The organism is Clavibacter zhangzhiyongii (assembly GCF_014775655.1).
In the GTDB taxonomy this organism is placed as follows: domain Bacteria; phylum Actinomycetota; class Actinomycetes; order Actinomycetales; family Microbacteriaceae; genus Clavibacter; species Clavibacter zhangzhiyongii.
In genome coordinates this window covers 1,527,256-1,542,194 of record NZ_CP061274.1, presented here as the reverse complement: position 1 = coordinate 1,542,194, position 14,939 = coordinate 1,527,256, and the positions used below count along the sequence as shown (strand labels likewise).

The window sequence follows — 14,939 nt, the reverse complement described above, 5'->3', positions numbered from 1 at the left end:
CGACCCATGCACTGCACCATCGACCGGGTCGCCTGGGACGACGAGGCCGCCGTCCTCCTCCGCGCCGCCCAGCGGGCGGAGCTCGACCTCCGCTACGGCGGCGACACCGAGCCCGGCACGAAGCCCACGGCGGCCGACGTCGCCGTCTTCCTCGTCGCGCGCGGCGACGACGGCTCGCCCCTCGGCTGCGGCGGCGTCCGCCTGCTCCCCGCGCGCCCGGGCGCGGCGCCGTGGGCCGAGCTCAAGCGCATGTACGTGGTGCCCGCCGCGCGCGGCACGGGCGTCGCCACGGCCGTCCTCCGCGCCCTCGAGGACGCCGCCCGCGACCTCGGCGTCGTCGACCTCGTGCTCGAGACCGGCCACGAGCAGCCCGACGCCATGCGGTTCTACGCCCGGGAGGGCTGGGCCGCGATCGAGTGCTTCGGCGCCTACGCCGGATCCGCGGGCTCCCACTGCTACGGGCTGACGCTCGCGTGAGCCGCCCGCTCCGGCTGGTCCGCCTGCTCGCGCTCTCGTCGCACCCGGGGCCGACCGCCACCGTCACCGTGCTGGCGGCCGGGCTCGCCGTCGCGCTCGGGTACGGTCCCGGTCGCGTCGTCGCGGTGGCCCTCGCGGTGCTCCTCGGCCAGCTCTCCATCGGGCTCTCGAACGACTGGATCGACGCGGGCCGCGACCGCAGCGTCGGCCGCGGCGACAAGCCCGTCGCGCGCGGCGAGGTCACGGTCGCGCAGGTGCGGGCGGGGGCGCTCAGCACGGCGGCCGCGTGCCTCGTGGCGTCGGCGGCGCTCGGGCCCCCGTTCCTCCTCGCGCACGTCGTGCTGGTGGGATCCGGCTGGGCCTACAACGCCGGGCTCAAGCGCACCGCGGTGAGCGTCGTGCCGTTCGTGGTCGCGTTCGGGATCCTGCCGACCGTCGTCGCGCTCGGCGCCGCGGATCCCCTGCCCGCGGCGCCCTGGGCGTGGGTGACCGGCGCGGTGCTCGGCGTCTCCATCCACTTCACCAACGTGCTGCCCGACCTCGACGACGACGCGCGGACGGGCGTCCGCGGCCTCCCGCACCGGCTCGGCCGCGTGCCCTCGGGCCTCGTCGCGTTCGGGGCGCTCGCGCTCGGGGCGGTGGCCGCGACCGTCGGGCCGGTGCTCGCCGATCCCGGTGCGGGGATGACGCCCCTCGCCGTCGGCGGCCTCGCGGTGACCCTCGCGATCGCCGCATGGGGCGCCGTGCTCGTCGTGACCCGCCCGCCGGGTCGGCTGCTGTTCCAGCTGATCATGGCGGCGTCGCTGCTGCTGGTCGCGCAGGTCGCGCTGAACGCGACGCGTCTCACCTGACGCGCGCGCCCGCGTCCCGTCCCATGGCGTAGACCGACGCGAGGCCCGCCGCGGCCGGCGACGCGAGGACCGCGCGGAGCCCCGCGTCCCGGACGACGCGCGTCAGCCCGCGGACCGGCCGCCCGAGCGCCGTGTTGATCTCCGACTGCACGGCCGCGCGCCGCGCGCTCGCCAGGCGGTCGCGCTCCCAGCGGGCGATGCGCGCGGGATCCGGCACGCCGTCGCGACCCCGGACCGCGTCGACGAGGATCGGCGCGAGGGCGTCCGCGTCGAGCCAGCCGAGGTTCATGCCCTGCCCGCCGATGGGGCTGATCTCATGGGCCGCGTCGCCGATGATCAGCGCGCGCCCCGCCGACATCCGCCTCGCGAGCCGGCGTCGGACGCCGAAGCCGCTCACGGGTCCGAGGTCCCGGGGGTCCACGACGTGCCCGGTGCGCGCCCGCACGGTCGCGGCGACGGTCTCCGCGGGATCCCCGCCCCGCTCCCCCGCGCGCACCCCGACGACCCAGCGGCGCATGCCGCCCGGCAGCGGGAAGGACTCGACGACGCCGTCCGGGTGCAGCGTGATGACGGCGTCGTCCCCGCCGTCGGTGGTGTCGGGCGCGTCGCCCATGAGGAAGCGGTCGGGCAGCGGGCGCTCGTCGACGGCGATGCCGAGGAGCTCCCGGACCGCGCCGCGCGTGCCGTCCGCGCCGATCACGAGGCGGGCGCGGACCTCGACGGGCCGGCCGTCGGCGTCCGTCCCGGTGGCGCGGACGCCGCCGTCGGCCGCCGCGACGGGATCGACGTCCAGCCCGGTGAGCGCGACCCCGCGACGGAGCGCGTCCGGCGCGAGCGCGGCGAGTCGGCGCACGAGGATCGCCTCGGTGCGCCACTGCGGCAGCGCGGCCACGTACGGATGCGTGGCCGAGACGCCGGCGAACGCCACGCGGCCGATGGGCCGGCCCCCGGACATCGCGATGCCGTGCCGCACGAGCACGGCCTCGGCGACCATCTCGTCGGCGACGCCGAGCCGGTCGAACGCGTCGAGCGCGGGCGCGTGGATCCCGATCGCGCGGGACAGCAGCGCCGGCTCCGCCCGCGCCTCCCAGACGCGCACGTCGAGGCCGGCCTGCGCGAGGAGCGCCGCCAGGTGGATCCCCACGGGCCCGCCGCCCACGACCAGCGCGTCGAGGCGGCTCATCGGACGGCGCCGCGCGCTGCCGGGTCGCGCACCACGAGCACGCGGAAGGGCACGGCCCCCTCGACGCGCCACCCGGCCGGGACGCGGAGGGCCAGCTCGACCGGCGTCCAGCTGCGGCGGATCGAGCGGAGCCCGTCGACGTGCACGAACGACCCGTCGGCCACGAGTCGGGACAGCGGACCGTAGGCGGCGTAGGCGAAGCGGCCCCGGGCGATGTCGCTGTGGATCGCCCGCGGCGCGAGCGCGGCGGAGTCGGCGAGCAGCCCGTCGATCGCGGCCTCGTCGAGGTGGTGCAGCACGTGGTTGCTCGTCACGAGGTCGAAGCGGCGGCCGTCGGCCACGAGGTCGGCGCTCGACGCGCGGAGGAACTCGACGTCGGGATCCGCCGGCAGGCTCCGCGTGAATGCGGCGGCACGGGGGTCCGGGTCGAGCCCCACGACGCGCAGCCGCAGCCCGTCGCGGCGCGCCCACCGGGCCAGCGCGAGCGGCACGTCGCCGCCGCCGGACCCGAGGTCGGCGAGCGACGTCTCCCGCGAGGCCGACAGGAGCGGGCGGATCCTCGACCGGTACACCCCGCGCCACCCCGCCACGACGCGGTTGACGAGCGCGAACCGCGCGTACGTCCGCTCGAGCGCGACCGGATCGCAGTCCGGGTCGTCCATGAGCTCGGTCAGCTCCGCGTCGCGGCGGGACAGGTCCATCAGGCGGTGCGGCGGGTCATCAGCGCCGTCTCGACGGTGAGGCCGGGGCCGAACGCCATGGCGCACACACGGCCGGCGCCGGCGCCGGAGGCCGCGACGGGAGCGGCCAGGTCGCCGTGCTCGACGCCCGGCACGTCCGCGGGCGGCGTGCGGTGCAGGATCCGCCGGAGCACGAACAGCACGGTCGCGCTCGACATGTTGCCCACCTCCGCGAGCGTCGACCGCGAGGCCTGCAGCTGCGCGGGGGCCAGCGCGAGCCGGTCCTCCACGCGGTCGAGGATGCTGCGGCCGCCCGGGTGGATCGCCCAGTCCTCGACGTCCGCCGGCGCGACGCCCTGGAGCGCCGGCACCTGCGCCCACAGCGGCTCGAGCGCGCCGGTGATGTGCTCGTCGATGATCTTCGGCACGTAGCTCGAGAGCACCATGTCGAAGCCCTGGTCGCCGATGGTCCACGCCATGTCGTCCTCGCCGACGGGCGTGAGGACGGTCTCGAACGCGTCGAGGTCGAGCACGGTGGATCCCGCGGGCGCGGGCCGTGCGGTCACGATCGCGGCCGCGGCGCCGTCGCCGAAGACGGAGGACGCGACGATCGTGTCGGCGTCGTCGGACGAGTGCAGGTGCAGCGAGCAGAGCTCCACGCACACGACGAGGACGACGGCGTCCGGGTCGGCGGCGCAGAACTGCGCCGCCATCCGGAGGGCGGGGAACGCGCCGTAGCAGCCCATGAAGCCGAGGTGGAAGCGCTGCGTCGCCGCGCCGAGCCTGAGGCCGCGCACGACGGCGTAGTCGGGTCCGGGCGCGTAGAAGCCGGTGCAGGAGACGGTGACGACGTGGGTGACGTCGGCGGCCTCGATCCCGGCGGCCTCCTCCACGGCCTGGCGCGCGGCGCCGAGCAGGAGGGCGGGCGCCTCCCGGATGTACGTGTCGTTGCGCGCGCCGGTGCCGGGCGTGAGGATCCGGCCGGTCGTGCGGTCGTAGAAGACGGGCTCGCCGTCCGCGGGGTCGGCGGGCGCGTCGGCGCCGGCCATGCCGGGCGCGGTGCCCAGCTCCCGGATGACCGTGTGCCGCGTGCGGATGCCCGACGCCCCGAAGGCCGCGGACACGAGCCGCGTCCCGAGGCGGCCGAGCTCGGGCTGGCTCCCGAAGAGGTCGCGCACGCCCTCCTGCGCGAGGACCGTCGGCGGCAGCGCCGTGGCGATGGAGCGGATCGAGGGGATCAGCGTCGGCCGCCGGAGACGACGGCGGCGCCGACCGCGAGGACGACGGCCACGGCGCCCGCGCCGATCGACGCGGCGAGGCCGGGCTCCTCACGCGTGAAGGCGCGGGTGCGGGTCGTGACGTCGTCCGTGGTGCTGCGGACGCGGGCGACGACGTCGTCGCGGATGCGGCGGGCCCGGGTCGAGGCCCCGGCCTTCAGCTCGGACGCGCGGGCGGGCACGTCGAGCGCGGTCTCGAGCTCGCGGACGGTGCGCGCGAGCTCGTCGCGGCCGGCGCGGATGTCGCGCTTCAGCTCCTCGGGGCTGCGCTTGGGCGCGGGCGGGACGTTGGCGCCCTGGCCGCGCGGCGCGGACTCGGCGACCATCTTGTGCTTGCGCACCTCGCGGGCGACCGTCGTCACGGCGCCGAGGACGCTCACCTCGCCGGTCGGGGACTTCTTCTTCGCCATGCGCGGGCTCCTGTCATCGGGTGGGGCATGCGGTGGGTCCATTCTGCTCCGTCGTGCCCCGCACGGGCGCCGACGGGGCGAGGGGCCGGCGCTCGCGCGTCGGCCCCTCGCGGTGTCCCGGGCGTCGCCGCCCGGACGTCCCCTCCTAGAAGAGGGCCTTCTCCTTCAGCCAGTCGGCGGCGATGTCGGCGGGCTCCGCCTTCTCGTCGCCCTGGTTGCGGCGGTTCATCTCGGTGAGGTCCTCGGTGGTCAGCGCGGCCGACACCGTGTCGAGCACGGCCGTGATGTCGGCGTTCATCTTCGCCGTCTTCACGAGCGGCACGACGTTCTGCGCCTTGATGAGGTTCTCGGGGTCCTCGAGCGTGACGAAGCCGTTGTCGAGGATCGACGGGGTCGTCGTGTAGATGTTCGCGATGTCGACCTGGCCGTCGAGGAGCGCCTTGACGGTGTTGGGGCCGCCTTGGTCCTCGATGGTGACGAGGCTCGCGTCGACGCCGTACACGTCGGTGAGGCCGGGGATCCCGTACTCGCGCTCGCCCAGGACGGCGCCGCCGCCGACGCGGACGGTCTTGCCCTCGAGGTCGGCGAGGCTCGTGACGCCCTCGGACTCCGAGTACTCCTTGGTGACGTTGTAGGAGTCCTTGTCCTCGGCGGGCGACTCGTCGAGCACCTCGAAGCCGTCGGGCAGGGCCGAGCCCAGCGCGGAGTACACGTCGTCGCTGGAGGTCGCGGTCGAGTCGGCGTCGTACGCGGCGAGCAGGTTGCCCGTGTACTCGGGGATGAGGTCGATGGACCCCTCCTCGAGCGCCTTGAGGTAGACCTCGCGCTCGCCGATCTGCAGGTTGCGGGTGACCTTCACGTCGTTGGCCTCGAGGGCCTGCGCGTACACCTCGGCGAGGATGACGTTCTCGCCGAACGCGGCGGAGCCGACGGAGATGGTGTCGGAGGGGGCGGCCGAACCGGATCCGCCCGAGGTGTCGAGGGGGTCGCCGGACGAGCAGCCGGCGAGGGCCATCGCGGTGCCCAGCGCGACGGTGCCGACGAGGAGCCGGCGGGTGATGCTGTGGGACATGTGCTGTGTTCCTTTCAGGATGTGGTGCTGACGCCCGGCCTCGACGAGGCCCGGGCGGAGTCGGGGGTGCGTCCCGCCGCGGCGACGACGCCGCGCGGGATCACGAGGCGCTGCGCGATCGCGAAGACGGCGTCCACGACCAGCGCGAGCGCGGTGACGAGGATCGACGACGCCAGGAGCAGGGGGAAGTCGCGTGTGGTGAGGCCGGTGAAGATGTCCCGCCCGAGGCCGCCGAGCCCCAGGAAGGCGCCCAGCGTGACGGTACTCACGACCTGCAGGGTCGCTGCGCGGAACCCGCTGATGATGAGCGGGAGCGCCAGCGGGATCTCGACCCGACCGAGGATCTGCCACTCCGTCATGCCCACCGCGCGGGCGGCGTCGATCGCGGGGCGGTCGACGGCCTGGATGCCGGCGTAGACACCGGCGAGCAGCGGGGGGATGCCGAGGACGGAGAACGTGAGGATCGGACCCGTGAGCCCGATGCCGAACAGCAGGCCGAGGAGCACCAGCACACCCAGCGTGGGCAGGGCGCGGAGCCCGCCCGAGAAGGCGACGGCGACGTTGCGTCCGCGACCCGTGTGGCCGATGTAGAGCCCGGCGGGCACGGCGACGAGCGCGGCGAGCCCCATCGCGAGACCGGTGTAGGTCAGGTGCTCGAGGAGGCGCGTCCCGTACCCGGTGCCGCCGCCCCAGCGGGAGCCGTCGAAGAGGAGGCCGAAGGCCTCGGCGAAGAGGTTCACGAGGCGCTCGCCTCCGTGACGAGGGCGGCGCGGCGCGCGGAGCGCGACCGTGCGCGGAGGGACGGCGTGCGGGCCCACGGCATGAGGAGCCGGCCCGCGAGGACCAGCAGGAGGTCGAACACGAGCGAGATCACGAGGATGCCGACGATGCCGGTGAGGATCTCCGTGTAGAACTGGCGCCGGTATCCGCTGAGGATCATCGTGCCGAGGCTCTGGATGCCGGAGAGCGACCCGACGGTCACCATGCTGACCGTGCTGACCGAGACGACCCGGAGCCCGGCGAGCAGGACGGGCCCGGCCAGCGGCAGCTCGACGCGCCAGAAGCGCGCCCAGCCGGCGTAGCCCATGGCGGTCGCGGACTGCTTGACGTCCTCGGGGACCGAGGCCAGGGCGTCCGCGGTGATCCGGATCATGAGCGCGACGGCGTACACGCTGAGGGCGACGACGACGTTGAGGGGGTCGATGATCGTCGTGCCGATGATCGCCGGGATGGAGAGCAGCAGGGCGATCGACGGGATCGTGTACAGCGCGCCGCCGACGGCGAGCAGCGAGCCGCGGGCCCGGCGGTAACGGTTGGCCAGCCACCCGAGGGGCAGCGAGATCACGAGGCCGAGGATGACGGGGATCGCGGAGAGGGCGACGTGCGCGACGGCCAGCTCGAGGACCGTGTCGATGTTCGCGAGGACCCAGTTCACGCGGGTCCCGCACCCTGCGCCGGAGCACCGGGGGCGTGCGCGGCCCCCGCCTCGTCTGATGCGGATGCGGTCGTGCGCGCCCGGCCCTCGTCGTCGAGCACGCCGACGAGCCGGCCGTCGCGGTCGACGAGGACGCGGCCCGTGCCGGTCTCCTCGAGGTGCAGCGCGCGCTTGCCCTTGTCGGCGCCCACGAAGTCGCGGACGAAGTCGTTCGCCGGGTTCGAGAGGATCTCCTGCGGCGTGCCCTGCTGGGCGATGCGGCCGCCCTTCTCGAGGATCACGACCTGGTCGCCGAGCAGGAACGCCTCGTCGATGTCGTGGGTCACGAAGACGACGGTCTTGTCGAGCTGGGTGCGCAGGCGGATGAGCTCCTGCTGGAGGTCGTCGCGCACGAGCGGGTCGACGGCGCCGAAGGGCTCGTCCATCAGCAGGATGTTCGGGTCGACGGCGAGGCCGCGGGCCACGCCCACGCGCTGCTGCTGGCCGCCGGAGAGCTGCGACGGGTAGCGGTCGGCCATGGAGCGGTCGAGGCCCACGGTGTCCATGAGGCGGAGGGCGTCCTCGCGCGCCGTCCGCTTGTCGACGCCGGTGAGGCGCGGCACGGTGGCGATGTTGTCGACCACCTTGCGGTGCGGCAGGAGGCCGGAGTTCTGCATCACGTAGCCGATGCTGCGGCGGAGCTTCACGGCGTCCTGGCCGGCGATGTCCTGGCCGTCGATCTCGATGCGGCCGGACGTGGGGTCCACCATCCGGTTGATCATGCGCATGAGGGTGGTCTTGCCGCAGCCGGAGGATCCGACGAGGACGGTCGTCGTCCTCGACGGGACGACGAGGCTGAAGTCCTCGATCGCGAGGGTGCCGTCCGGGTACTGCTTGCGGACGTGGTGGAACTCGATCATGGGTGGCTCATTCCTCGTAGTCGCTACGAATCGACACTTGCCAGGCACACCAGCGAACCACGGGGGGCGCCGATCCCCCGCACCCGGCCGTCCGCTGACGCCACTTCGTAACAAATGGATGCTTCCGCGGATAGCCCCCGGATCGCATCCTGGCGTCCGTCCCGGTCGGGCGTCTCGGCCAGGATGGAGGGCATGACGCGCATCCTCGCCCGGTCCCACGCCGCCGACGACCTGGTCGCCCTGCTCGACGTCGACCACCGCGGCGAGGCGGTCCCCGCGCCGTCCTGGCGCATCGCGCCGGGCCAGCGCGTCGCGGTGCTGGTCGACACGCTCCCCCGCCGCGCGGAGGGCGACACGGAGGACCAGGTGCCCGTGCGCCGGCTCGAGTCCGCGCGCTGGGGCCTCGTCCCGGCGGGGTCGCCGGGGCCGGATCAGGGCCCGCCGCTCGCCGAGGTCCCGGCCGAGCAGCTCGCCTCCCGGCCGGAGCTCCTGCAGGCGCTCGTGTCGCGGCGCGCGGCCGTGCCGGTGTCGGGCTACTACGAGCACCACGAGACCGACGACGGCCTGCGCACGCCCTACCTCGTCGGCGCGGGCGACGGCGTCGTGCTGCTCGCCGCCCTCTACGAGTGGTGGCGGGATCCGGCGCGCGCCGCCGACGACCCCGCCCGCTGGGTGCTCAGCTGCGCGGTGCTCACCCGGCCGGCGGCCGGCACGGTCGAGGCGCTCGCGGAGCGCATGCCGGTCGTGCTCTCCCCGGACGTCGTCGAGGAGTGGCTCGACCCCACCGCCGAGGGCTCGCCCGACCTGCTCCGCGCGGTCGCCGCGCAGGCGGAGGACGTCGTCGAGCAGCTCGCCATGGACGAGGTCGGCCCCGGCGTCGACCAGGGCGCGCCCGACACCGCGGAGCTCGCGCGGCCCGTGTGACGACCGGCCGGGCGCCCGGGTCTGGTTGACTGAGCGCGTGGCCCCCTCCTCGAAGAAGAAGAAGAACGCGACCCGCACGCTCCTCGAGTCGCCCGCCGCCGCGCCCGTGCTGCATCGGGCCGCGCGCATCGAGGACCGGATCCACGAGATCCGGGAGGGCCGCGCGCGCAAGCGCGGGCTGAAGCCGACGGTCATCCCCTACGCGGGATACGGATCCGTCCGCTGGGTGCGCGTGCTGTGCCGCGTCCTCCTCACCGACCCGAAGAGCAAGCGCGCGCTGGCCGGCGACAAGGTCGTCCGCGGCTGGCGCAGCTTCACCAGCGTGCCCCTCACCGACGTGGACGTCGTGGTCGAGATCGACGGCACCGAGCACCACGTGCGCGCCGACCGCGGCGGCGTCGTCGACACGGTCGTCGAGGCGAGCCTGCCGAGCGGCTGGCACACGATCCGCCTCCGCGCCCAGGGCTCGGAGACGGTCGAGGCGCCCGTCTTCATCGTGGGCGACGACGTGCGCACCGGGATCCTCAGCGACATCGACGACACCGTCATGGTCACCGCGCTCCCCCGCCCCTTCCTCGCGGCGTGGAACACCTTCGTGCTCGACGAGCACGCGCGGACGCCGACGCCCGGCATGGCGGTCCTCTACGAGCGCCTACGCCTGCGGCACGCGGGCTCGCCCGTCCTCTACCTCTCCACGGGCGCGTGGAACGTCGCGCCGACGCTGACGCGGTTCCTGTCGCGCAACCTGTACCCGCCGGGCCCGATCCTCCTCACCGACTGGGGTCCCACGGTCGACCGGTGGTTCCGCAGCGGCATGGAGCACAAGCGCCTCAACCTGAAGCGGCTCGCGGAGGAGTTCCCGCAGGTGCGGTGGATCCTCGCGGGCGACGACGGCCAGCACGACGAGCTGCTCTACGGCGAGTTCGCGGAGCGGCATCCCGACAACGTCGAGGTCGTCCTCATCCGGCAGCTCTCCGCGGGTGAGGCCGTGCTCGCCGGTGGCCGCGCGAAGGCCGAGAAGCGGGCCCTCGACAGCTCGATCCCGTGGGTCTACGCGCCCGACGGCGCGAGCCTCCTCGCCCAGCTCGACGACCTCGGGCTCGCCGACGACTCCGGCACGCGCATCGGCACCTGACGGGCCGCGTCGCCACGACGGCGGCGTCGCCACGACGGCGGCGTCGCCACGACGCACGAGGGCCCCGCAGGAGATCTCCTGCGGGGCCCTCGTGCGCGCGGGTGGATCAGACGGCGTCGGTGAGCGCCTGGAACTCGTCGTCGGTGAGCTCGATGGCCGCGGCCGCGATGTTGTCCTCGACGTGCCCGACCGACTTGGTGCCGGGGATCGGCAGCATGACGGGCGAGCGGCGCAGGAGCCACGCCAGCGCGAGCTGCGAGGCGCGCGCGTCGTGCTGCTTCGCGAGGGCGTCGAGCGGGCCGCCGTCCTTCGCGAGCTCGCCGGTCGCGAGCGGGAACCACGGGATGAACGCGAGGCCCTCGGCCTCGGCGTACTCGAGCAGCGGCTCGGCGTCGCGCTTGGCGAGGTTGAAGAGGTTCTGCACGGAGACGATCTCCGCGATGTCGCGCGCCGCCTTCACGTCGTCGACGGAGACCTCGGACAGGCCGATGTGGCGGATCTTGCCCTCGGACTGCAGGTCCTTCAGCACGCCGATCTGGTCCTCGAGCGGGACGGCCGGGTCGATGCGGTGCAGCTGGTAGAGGTCGATGCGCTCGAGGCCGAGGTGGCGCAGGCTCAGCTCGGCCTGCTGGCGCAGGTACTCGGGGCGGCCGACGGGCTGCCAGTCGCCGGGGCCGGGGCGCGTGAGCCCGCCCTTGGTGGCGATGACGACGTCGTCGGCGTACGGGTGGAGCGCCTCCTTGAGGAGCTCCTCGGCCACGAACGGGCCGTAGGAGTCGGCGGTGTCGAAGAACGTGACGCCGAGCTCGGCGGCGCGGCGGATGACGCGGACGGCCTCGGCCGGATCCTCGGGGGCGCCCCAGACGCCCTCGCCGGTCAGCTGCATGGTGCCGTAGCCGAGCCGGACGACGGGCAGGTCGCCGCCGATGGTGAACGTGCCGGATGCGCCGGCCGCGGTGGTGGTGTCGGTCATGTGGACCCTCCTCGGGTGTCGATGACGAGGGGGCGTCTGCCGCCCTCGGGACCCTGGTGCCAACGCGCGGGTCCGTCGATCCATGCCCGATGCGCCCGATGCGGACCGGACCCTCAGGCTCCGGTCGAGGGTGAGGTGGATCCGCCCGCTCCCCTCGTGGATGTCGGCGCCCGTTCCTACACTCGGATCAGACGTTCGAACATCCGTTCGAACGCGGGAGCGCGGCCGGCGCGACGGGCGAGAGGAGCGGCACATGCGGATCGACGAGGACGTGGAGGTCGAGCTCTCGGACGACGGCTCCCCGCTGCGGTTCACCTGGCGGGGCGTGGTCTACGGCGTGGTCAGCTCGCCCGAGCGGTGGATCGCGCGGGTCGACTGGTGGCAGCGCACGGGCCGCGCGCCCCGCGGCGCGAGCGGGCACCTGCTCGAGCTGCGGATGTGGCGCGTGGAGGCCGTGCCGCTCACCACCGGCGCGCGCCGGGTCGACGGCTCGTTCGACCTCAGCGTCGACGCCCGCGGTCGGTGGTCGCTCGTCACGGCGTCGGACGAGGAGCTCGACGTGCGCCTGTTCGCCTGAGCCGGCCGGCCCGGCACGCCCGTCGCCCCCGCCGCGCCGGGGAATAGCCGGGGGCACCCGCGCCTTGCACCAGATCGGCGCCGCGCACGGCGTCCCGCTCGCGATCACCCGGATCGCGGCGCACGGAGGGATCCCCGCATGGCGGCACTCGAGTGGCTGTTCGACGCGCAGCTCCGCATCGGCGACCAGACCATCCTCTGGCGCGAGATCGTCGGCAACCTCTTCGGCCTCGCCAGCGCCCTCGGCGGCATGCGCCGGAAGGTCTGGGCGTGGCCCGTCGGCATCGTCGGCAACGTGCTGCTCTTCACCGTCTTCCTCGGCGCCGTCTTCGGCACGCCGAACCCCGTGAACCTCCTCGGCCAGGCCGGGCGCCAGGTCATGTTCATCGCCGTGTCCGTCTACGGCTGGCACCGCTGGCAGCAGGCCCGGCACGGCGGCGCGCCCGTCGTCCCGCGGTGGGCCTCCGGCCGCCAGCGCGCGCTGCTCGTGGTCGCGCTCGTCGGCGGCACCGCGCTCCTCACGCCCGTCTTCCGCGCGCTCGGCTCCTACGAGCCCGTGTGGGCCGACGCCTGGATCTTCGTCGGCTCGCTCCTCGCGACCTACGGCATGGCCAAGGGCTGGGTCGAGTTCTGGCTCATCTGGGTGGCGGTCGACCTCGTGGGCGTGCCGCTGCTCGTCAGCGCCGGCTACTACGCCTCCGCCTTCATGTACGTCTTCTACGGCGCCTTCACGCTCACGGGCTTCTTCGTCTGGATGCGCGCCCGCGGCACCGCGAGCCCGGCCGTCGAGACGGCCTTCCCGGATCCGCGCGTGGTCGAGGCGCCCGCCGACCGCTAGCCGCGACCGCCGCCCGGCCGGAGCGCGCGCCTAGCGGCCCTGGCCGTTGGAGCAGGTGCTCTGCGCCGCCGTCTGCCCGGTGATGCTCTGGTCGAGCACCTCGGAGGTCGGCGTCGGGGTCGGTGCGGGGGTGGATCCGTCCGCCGGCGCCGCCGACTCCGCCGGGGGCGGCGTCGGGGTGCCCTCGCCCGGCACGCTGCCGGGGACGCTGCCCGCCTCGTCCGTCGCCGCGGGCTGGCCGAACGAGAAGTCCGCGTCGGAGGCCAGCAGGCTCACGAGCTGGGCGGCCGCCGGCGCGTCCGGCTGCACGCGTCCGTTGGCGAGCACCGTGCCCGGGTACTGCAGGAACACGACGTCGTCGAGCGGGATGTCCTTGAACGTGAGCGCCACCGAGACGAGCGTGTCGAGGTCGGCGAGCGACGTGGACAGCTGCATGTTGTCGACCACGGCCCGCGCGATGCCGTACAGCTTCGCCGGGTTCGTCAGCGTGTCCGTGCTCTTGATCGTGCGCACGAGCGCGCTCAGGAAGACCTGCTGGTTGCCGATGCGCGAGATGTCGCTGCCGTCGCCCACGCCGTAGCGCGTGCGGAGGAACTGCACCGCGTCCTTGCCCTGCAGGGTGTGGAGGCCGGGATCCAGCGCCAGGTCGGTCTTCTTGTCGTAGATGCCGTTGGCCACGCAGACCTCGACGCCGCCGACCGCGTTCGACATCTCGACGACGCCGTTGAACTGGACGACGCCGCCGTACGGGATGTCGAGGCCGGTGAGGCCCTCGACCATGCGCACCGTGCACTCGAAGCCGCCGCGGGAGAGCGACTCGTTGAGCTGCGCGCGCTCGCTCGCCGGGTACTTCGTGCCGTCGGGGCCCTCGCAGTCGGGGATCGGCACGAGCATGTCGCGCGGGAAGGAGACGACCGTCGCGCGGGTGCTGTCCTCGCTGATGTGCAGGAGCATCGTCACGTCGTTGAGCGTCGCGGTGCCCACGTCCTTCGCGGCGCCGTACCCGTCGCCCTGCCCCTCGCGGCTGTCGCTGCCCACGATGAGGATGTTCGCGCCGCCGTCGATGCCGCCGAGCGACGGCGGGAGGGCCTGGCCGCCGGAGATGTCGACCTGGTTCGCGGACACGGTGCGGGAGAGGTCCCAGAACGCGATGGTGAGGATCGACGCGGCAGCGGCGAAGGAGACCGCGGCGACCATGGCGACGGCCTTCATCACGGTGCGGCCGGCGCTCGGGGCGCGGAGCCGGCCGTGGCGGGCGATGCCGCGGACGCGGGCCCGATCGGCGCGGGTCCTCTGGGGGGCGTGCTGCATGGTGGATCTCTCGTCGCCGGGCGGGGAGTGCCGGGCGCGGGCACCCGGATCCTCCACAGGGTAGCCGAGGGCGGTGGAGAGTCCTCCCGGCGCGCTGCCGGGTGCGCTACAGCGCCGGACGGTCCGCGTCGCGCAGGTGGGCGTCGAGGAACGCGTCGATGCGGCGCCACGCATCCGCCGCCGACGCCGGCTCGGGACCCATGCCGGCCGCGCGCAGCACGGGGCGGAGGAGCCGCGGGCCGGTCTCGGCGTCGTTGAGGAAGGAGTGGCCGGCGTCCGGGTGCTCGCGGACGTCGTGCGCGATGCCGTGCGTCGTGAGCGCCGCCTCGAGCCGCGCGGCGGATCCGGCGAGCTGGCGGTCCCTGCCGCCGTAGCTCGCGACGATCGGGCAGGCGCCGTCGAGCACGCCGTCGAGGTCCTCGGGGAGCATCCCGTAGTTGACGCTCGACGCGTCGAAGCCGCGGGAGGCCGCCGCGAGGGCGAAGCCGCCGCCCATGCAGAAGCCGATGACGCCGACGCGGCCGGTGCAGTCGTCGCGACCGACGAGCAGACGGCGCGCGGACTCGACGTCGACGAACGCGCGGCCCTCCCCCGCGGCCAGCGTGCGGAACGTGGACGCCAGGCACCGGCGTGCGCCGCCCGCGGAGAACAGGTCGGGCATCAGCGCGAGGAAGCCGGCCTCGGCGAGGCGCACCACCTGGCGGCGCATGACGTCGGTGACGCCGAAGGCCTCGTGCACGACCACGACCGCGGGCCACGGGCCCTCGCCGTCGGGCACCGCGAGGACGCCGTGCAGGCCGGGTGACGCGCCGGGACCGGCCGCGGGCAGGGGGATCTCGGTGAGCGTCACGGCCATGCCCTCACGCTAGGACGCGACGGGGTCGCCGCCCGCGGCCGG

The 14,939-nt window shown here is 74.6% G+C and carries 17 protein-coding genes; 6 read left to right on the top strand and 11 right to left on the bottom strand.

The genetic code is table 11. From position 1 onward, the window contains the following. Positions 1-6 precede the first annotated feature (6 nt). Entirely contained in the window at positions 7-477 is a 471-nt protein-coding gene (locus H9X71_RS07360) for a GNAT family N-acetyltransferase (RefSeq protein ID WP_191149002.1), read from the top strand. Next, positions 474-1,328: a UbiA family prenyltransferase gene (locus tag H9X71_RS07355; protein ID WP_191149001.1), complete on the top strand. Its 855-nt coding sequence runs from the start codon at positions 474-476 to the stop codon at positions 1,326-1,328. Before H9X71_RS07360 ends, H9X71_RS07355 begins: the two co-directional genes overlap by 4 nt. Here the strand turns inward: H9X71_RS07355 and H9X71_RS07350 are convergent. The 8 genes from H9X71_RS07350 to H9X71_RS07315 all read right to left on the bottom strand — a co-directional run bounded on the left by H9X71_RS07350 (position 1,321) and on the right by H9X71_RS07315 (position 8,284). Further along, positions 1,321-2,511, bottom strand: a complete 1,191-nt coding sequence (locus H9X71_RS07350; RefSeq protein WP_191149000.1) for an FAD-dependent oxidoreductase — start codon at positions 2,509-2,511, stop codon at positions 1,321-1,323. The genes H9X71_RS07355 and H9X71_RS07350 overlap by 8 nt on opposite strands. Beyond that, on the bottom strand, positions 2,508-3,212 hold the full coding sequence (locus H9X71_RS07345) for a class I SAM-dependent methyltransferase (protein ID WP_191148999.1): 705 nt from the start codon (positions 3,210-3,212) through the stop codon (positions 2,508-2,510). The genes H9X71_RS07350 and H9X71_RS07345 overlap by 4 nt, the downstream gene beginning before the upstream one ends. Continuing rightward, positions 3,212-4,432 (bottom strand): type III polyketide synthase, encoded by a 1,221-nt coding sequence (locus H9X71_RS07340; RefSeq protein WP_191149117.1) that lies wholly within the window; start codon positions 4,430-4,432, stop codon positions 3,212-3,214. Before H9X71_RS07340 ends, H9X71_RS07345 begins: the two co-directional genes overlap by 1 nt. After that, on the bottom strand, positions 4,429-4,878 hold the full coding sequence (locus tag H9X71_RS07335) for a DUF3618 domain-containing protein (protein WP_236007250.1): 450 nt from the start codon (positions 4,876-4,878) through the stop codon (positions 4,429-4,431). The genes H9X71_RS07340 and H9X71_RS07335 overlap by 4 nt, the downstream gene beginning before the upstream one ends. A 145-nt stretch (positions 4,879-5,023) precedes the next feature. Next, positions 5,024-5,950, bottom strand: coding sequence for an ABC transporter substrate-binding protein (locus H9X71_RS07330; RefSeq protein WP_191148997.1), 927 nt, complete (start codon positions 5,948-5,950; stop codon positions 5,024-5,026). 14 nt (positions 5,951-5,964) lie between these two features. Continuing rightward, on the bottom strand, positions 5,965-6,690 hold the full coding sequence (locus tag H9X71_RS07325; RefSeq protein ID WP_191148996.1) for an ABC transporter permease: 726 nt from the start codon (positions 6,688-6,690) through the stop codon (positions 5,965-5,967). Further along, entirely contained in the window at positions 6,687-7,385 is a 699-nt protein-coding gene (locus H9X71_RS07320) for an ABC transporter permease (protein ID WP_191148995.1), read from the bottom strand. The genes H9X71_RS07325 and H9X71_RS07320 overlap by 4 nt, the downstream gene beginning before the upstream one ends. Continuing rightward, positions 7,382-8,284: an ABC transporter ATP-binding protein gene (locus H9X71_RS07315; RefSeq protein ID WP_191148994.1), complete on the bottom strand. Its 903-nt coding sequence runs from the start codon at positions 8,282-8,284 to the stop codon at positions 7,382-7,384. Before H9X71_RS07315 ends, H9X71_RS07320 begins: the two co-directional genes overlap by 4 nt. Positions 8,285-8,476: 192 nt before the next feature. Here H9X71_RS07315 and H9X71_RS07310 point away from each other — a divergent pair, with 192 nt between their 5' ends. Together H9X71_RS07310 and H9X71_RS07305 are read left to right on the top strand one after the other, a co-directional pair. Continuing rightward, a complete protein-coding gene (locus tag H9X71_RS07310; protein ID WP_191148993.1) occupies positions 8,477-9,208 on the top strand; it encodes an SOS response-associated peptidase in 732 nt (243 codons plus the stop codon). A gap of 37 nt (positions 9,209-9,245) precedes the next feature. Continuing rightward, complete coding sequence (locus H9X71_RS07305) at positions 9,246-10,343, top strand: App1 family protein phosphatidate phosphatase (RefSeq protein ID WP_244961879.1); 1,098 nt, start codon at positions 9,246-9,248, stop codon at positions 10,341-10,343. 106 nt (positions 10,344-10,449) lie between these two features. On the opposite strand, the gene H9X71_RS07300 is transcribed toward H9X71_RS07305, so the two are convergent. Continuing rightward, on the bottom strand, positions 10,450-11,316 hold the full coding sequence (locus H9X71_RS07300) for an aldo/keto reductase (protein ID WP_191148992.1): 867 nt from the start codon (positions 11,314-11,316) through the stop codon (positions 10,450-10,452). A gap of 253 nt (positions 11,317-11,569) precedes the next feature. Here H9X71_RS07300 and H9X71_RS07295 point away from each other — a divergent pair, with 253 nt between their 5' ends. Then, on the top strand, positions 11,570-11,893 hold the full coding sequence (locus tag H9X71_RS07295) for a DUF6504 family protein (protein ID WP_191148991.1): 324 nt from the start codon (positions 11,570-11,572) through the stop codon (positions 11,891-11,893). A 138-nt stretch (positions 11,894-12,031) separates the two neighbouring features. Further along, complete coding sequence (pnuC, locus tag H9X71_RS07290) at positions 12,032-12,730, top strand: nicotinamide riboside transporter PnuC (protein ID WP_191148990.1); 699 nt, start codon at positions 12,032-12,034, stop codon at positions 12,728-12,730. A 30-nt stretch (positions 12,731-12,760) separates the two neighbouring features. Here the strand turns inward: pnuC and H9X71_RS07285 are convergent, their stop codons facing one another. Beyond that, on the bottom strand, positions 12,761-14,041 hold the full coding sequence (locus H9X71_RS07285) for an LCP family protein (RefSeq protein WP_191148989.1): 1,281 nt from the start codon (positions 14,039-14,041) through the stop codon (positions 12,761-12,763). Positions 14,042-14,147: 106 nt separating this feature from the next. Then, positions 14,148-14,897 (bottom strand): dienelactone hydrolase family protein, encoded by a 750-nt coding sequence (locus H9X71_RS07280; RefSeq protein ID WP_191148988.1) that lies wholly within the window; start codon positions 14,895-14,897, stop codon positions 14,148-14,150. Positions 14,898-14,939 lie beyond the last annotated feature (42 nt).

What these genes read in the sequence shown, in the direction of transcription:
- H9X71_RS07300 (WP_191148992.1), bottom strand. Translation starts at nt 11,316, where the DNA reads ATGACCGACACCACCACCGCGGCCGGCGCATCCGGCACGTTCACCATC.
- H9X71_RS07295 (WP_191148991.1), top strand. Translation starts at nt 11,570, where the DNA reads ATGCGGATCGACGAGGACGTGGAGGTCGAGCTCTCGGACGACGGCTCC.
- H9X71_RS07330 (WP_191148997.1), bottom strand. Translation starts at nt 5,950, where the DNA reads ATGTCCCACAGCATCACCCGCCGGCTCCTCGTCGGCACCGTCGCGCTG.
- H9X71_RS07280 (WP_191148988.1), bottom strand. Translation starts at nt 14,897, where the DNA reads ATGGCCGTGACGCTCACCGAGATCCCCCTGCCCGCGGCCGGTCCCGGC.
- H9X71_RS07345 (WP_191148999.1), bottom strand. Translation starts at nt 3,212, where the DNA reads ATGGACCTGTCCCGCCGCGACGCGGAGCTGACCGAGCTCATGGACGAC.
- H9X71_RS07310 (WP_191148993.1), top strand. Translation starts at nt 8,477, where the DNA reads ATGACGCGCATCCTCGCCCGGTCCCACGCCGCCGACGACCTGGTCGCC.
- H9X71_RS07360 (WP_191149002.1), top strand. Translation starts at nt 7, where the DNA reads ATGCACTGCACCATCGACCGGGTCGCCTGGGACGACGAGGCCGCCGTC.
- H9X71_RS07285 (WP_191148989.1), bottom strand. Translation starts at nt 14,041, where the DNA reads ATGCAGCACGCCCCCCAGAGGACCCGCGCCGATCGGGCCCGCGTCCGC.
- pnuC (WP_191148990.1), top strand. Translation starts at nt 12,032, where the DNA reads ATGGCGGCACTCGAGTGGCTGTTCGACGCGCAGCTCCGCATCGGCGAC.
- H9X71_RS07335 (WP_236007250.1), bottom strand. Translation starts at nt 4,878, where the DNA reads ATGGCGAAGAAGAAGTCCCCGACCGGCGAGGTGAGCGTCCTCGGCGCC.
- H9X71_RS07350 (WP_191149000.1), bottom strand. Translation starts at nt 2,511, where the DNA reads ATGAGCCGCCTCGACGCGCTGGTCGTGGGCGGCGGGCCCGTGGGGATC.
- H9X71_RS07315 (WP_191148994.1), bottom strand. Translation starts at nt 8,284, where the DNA reads ATGATCGAGTTCCACCACGTCCGCAAGCAGTACCCGGACGGCACCCTC.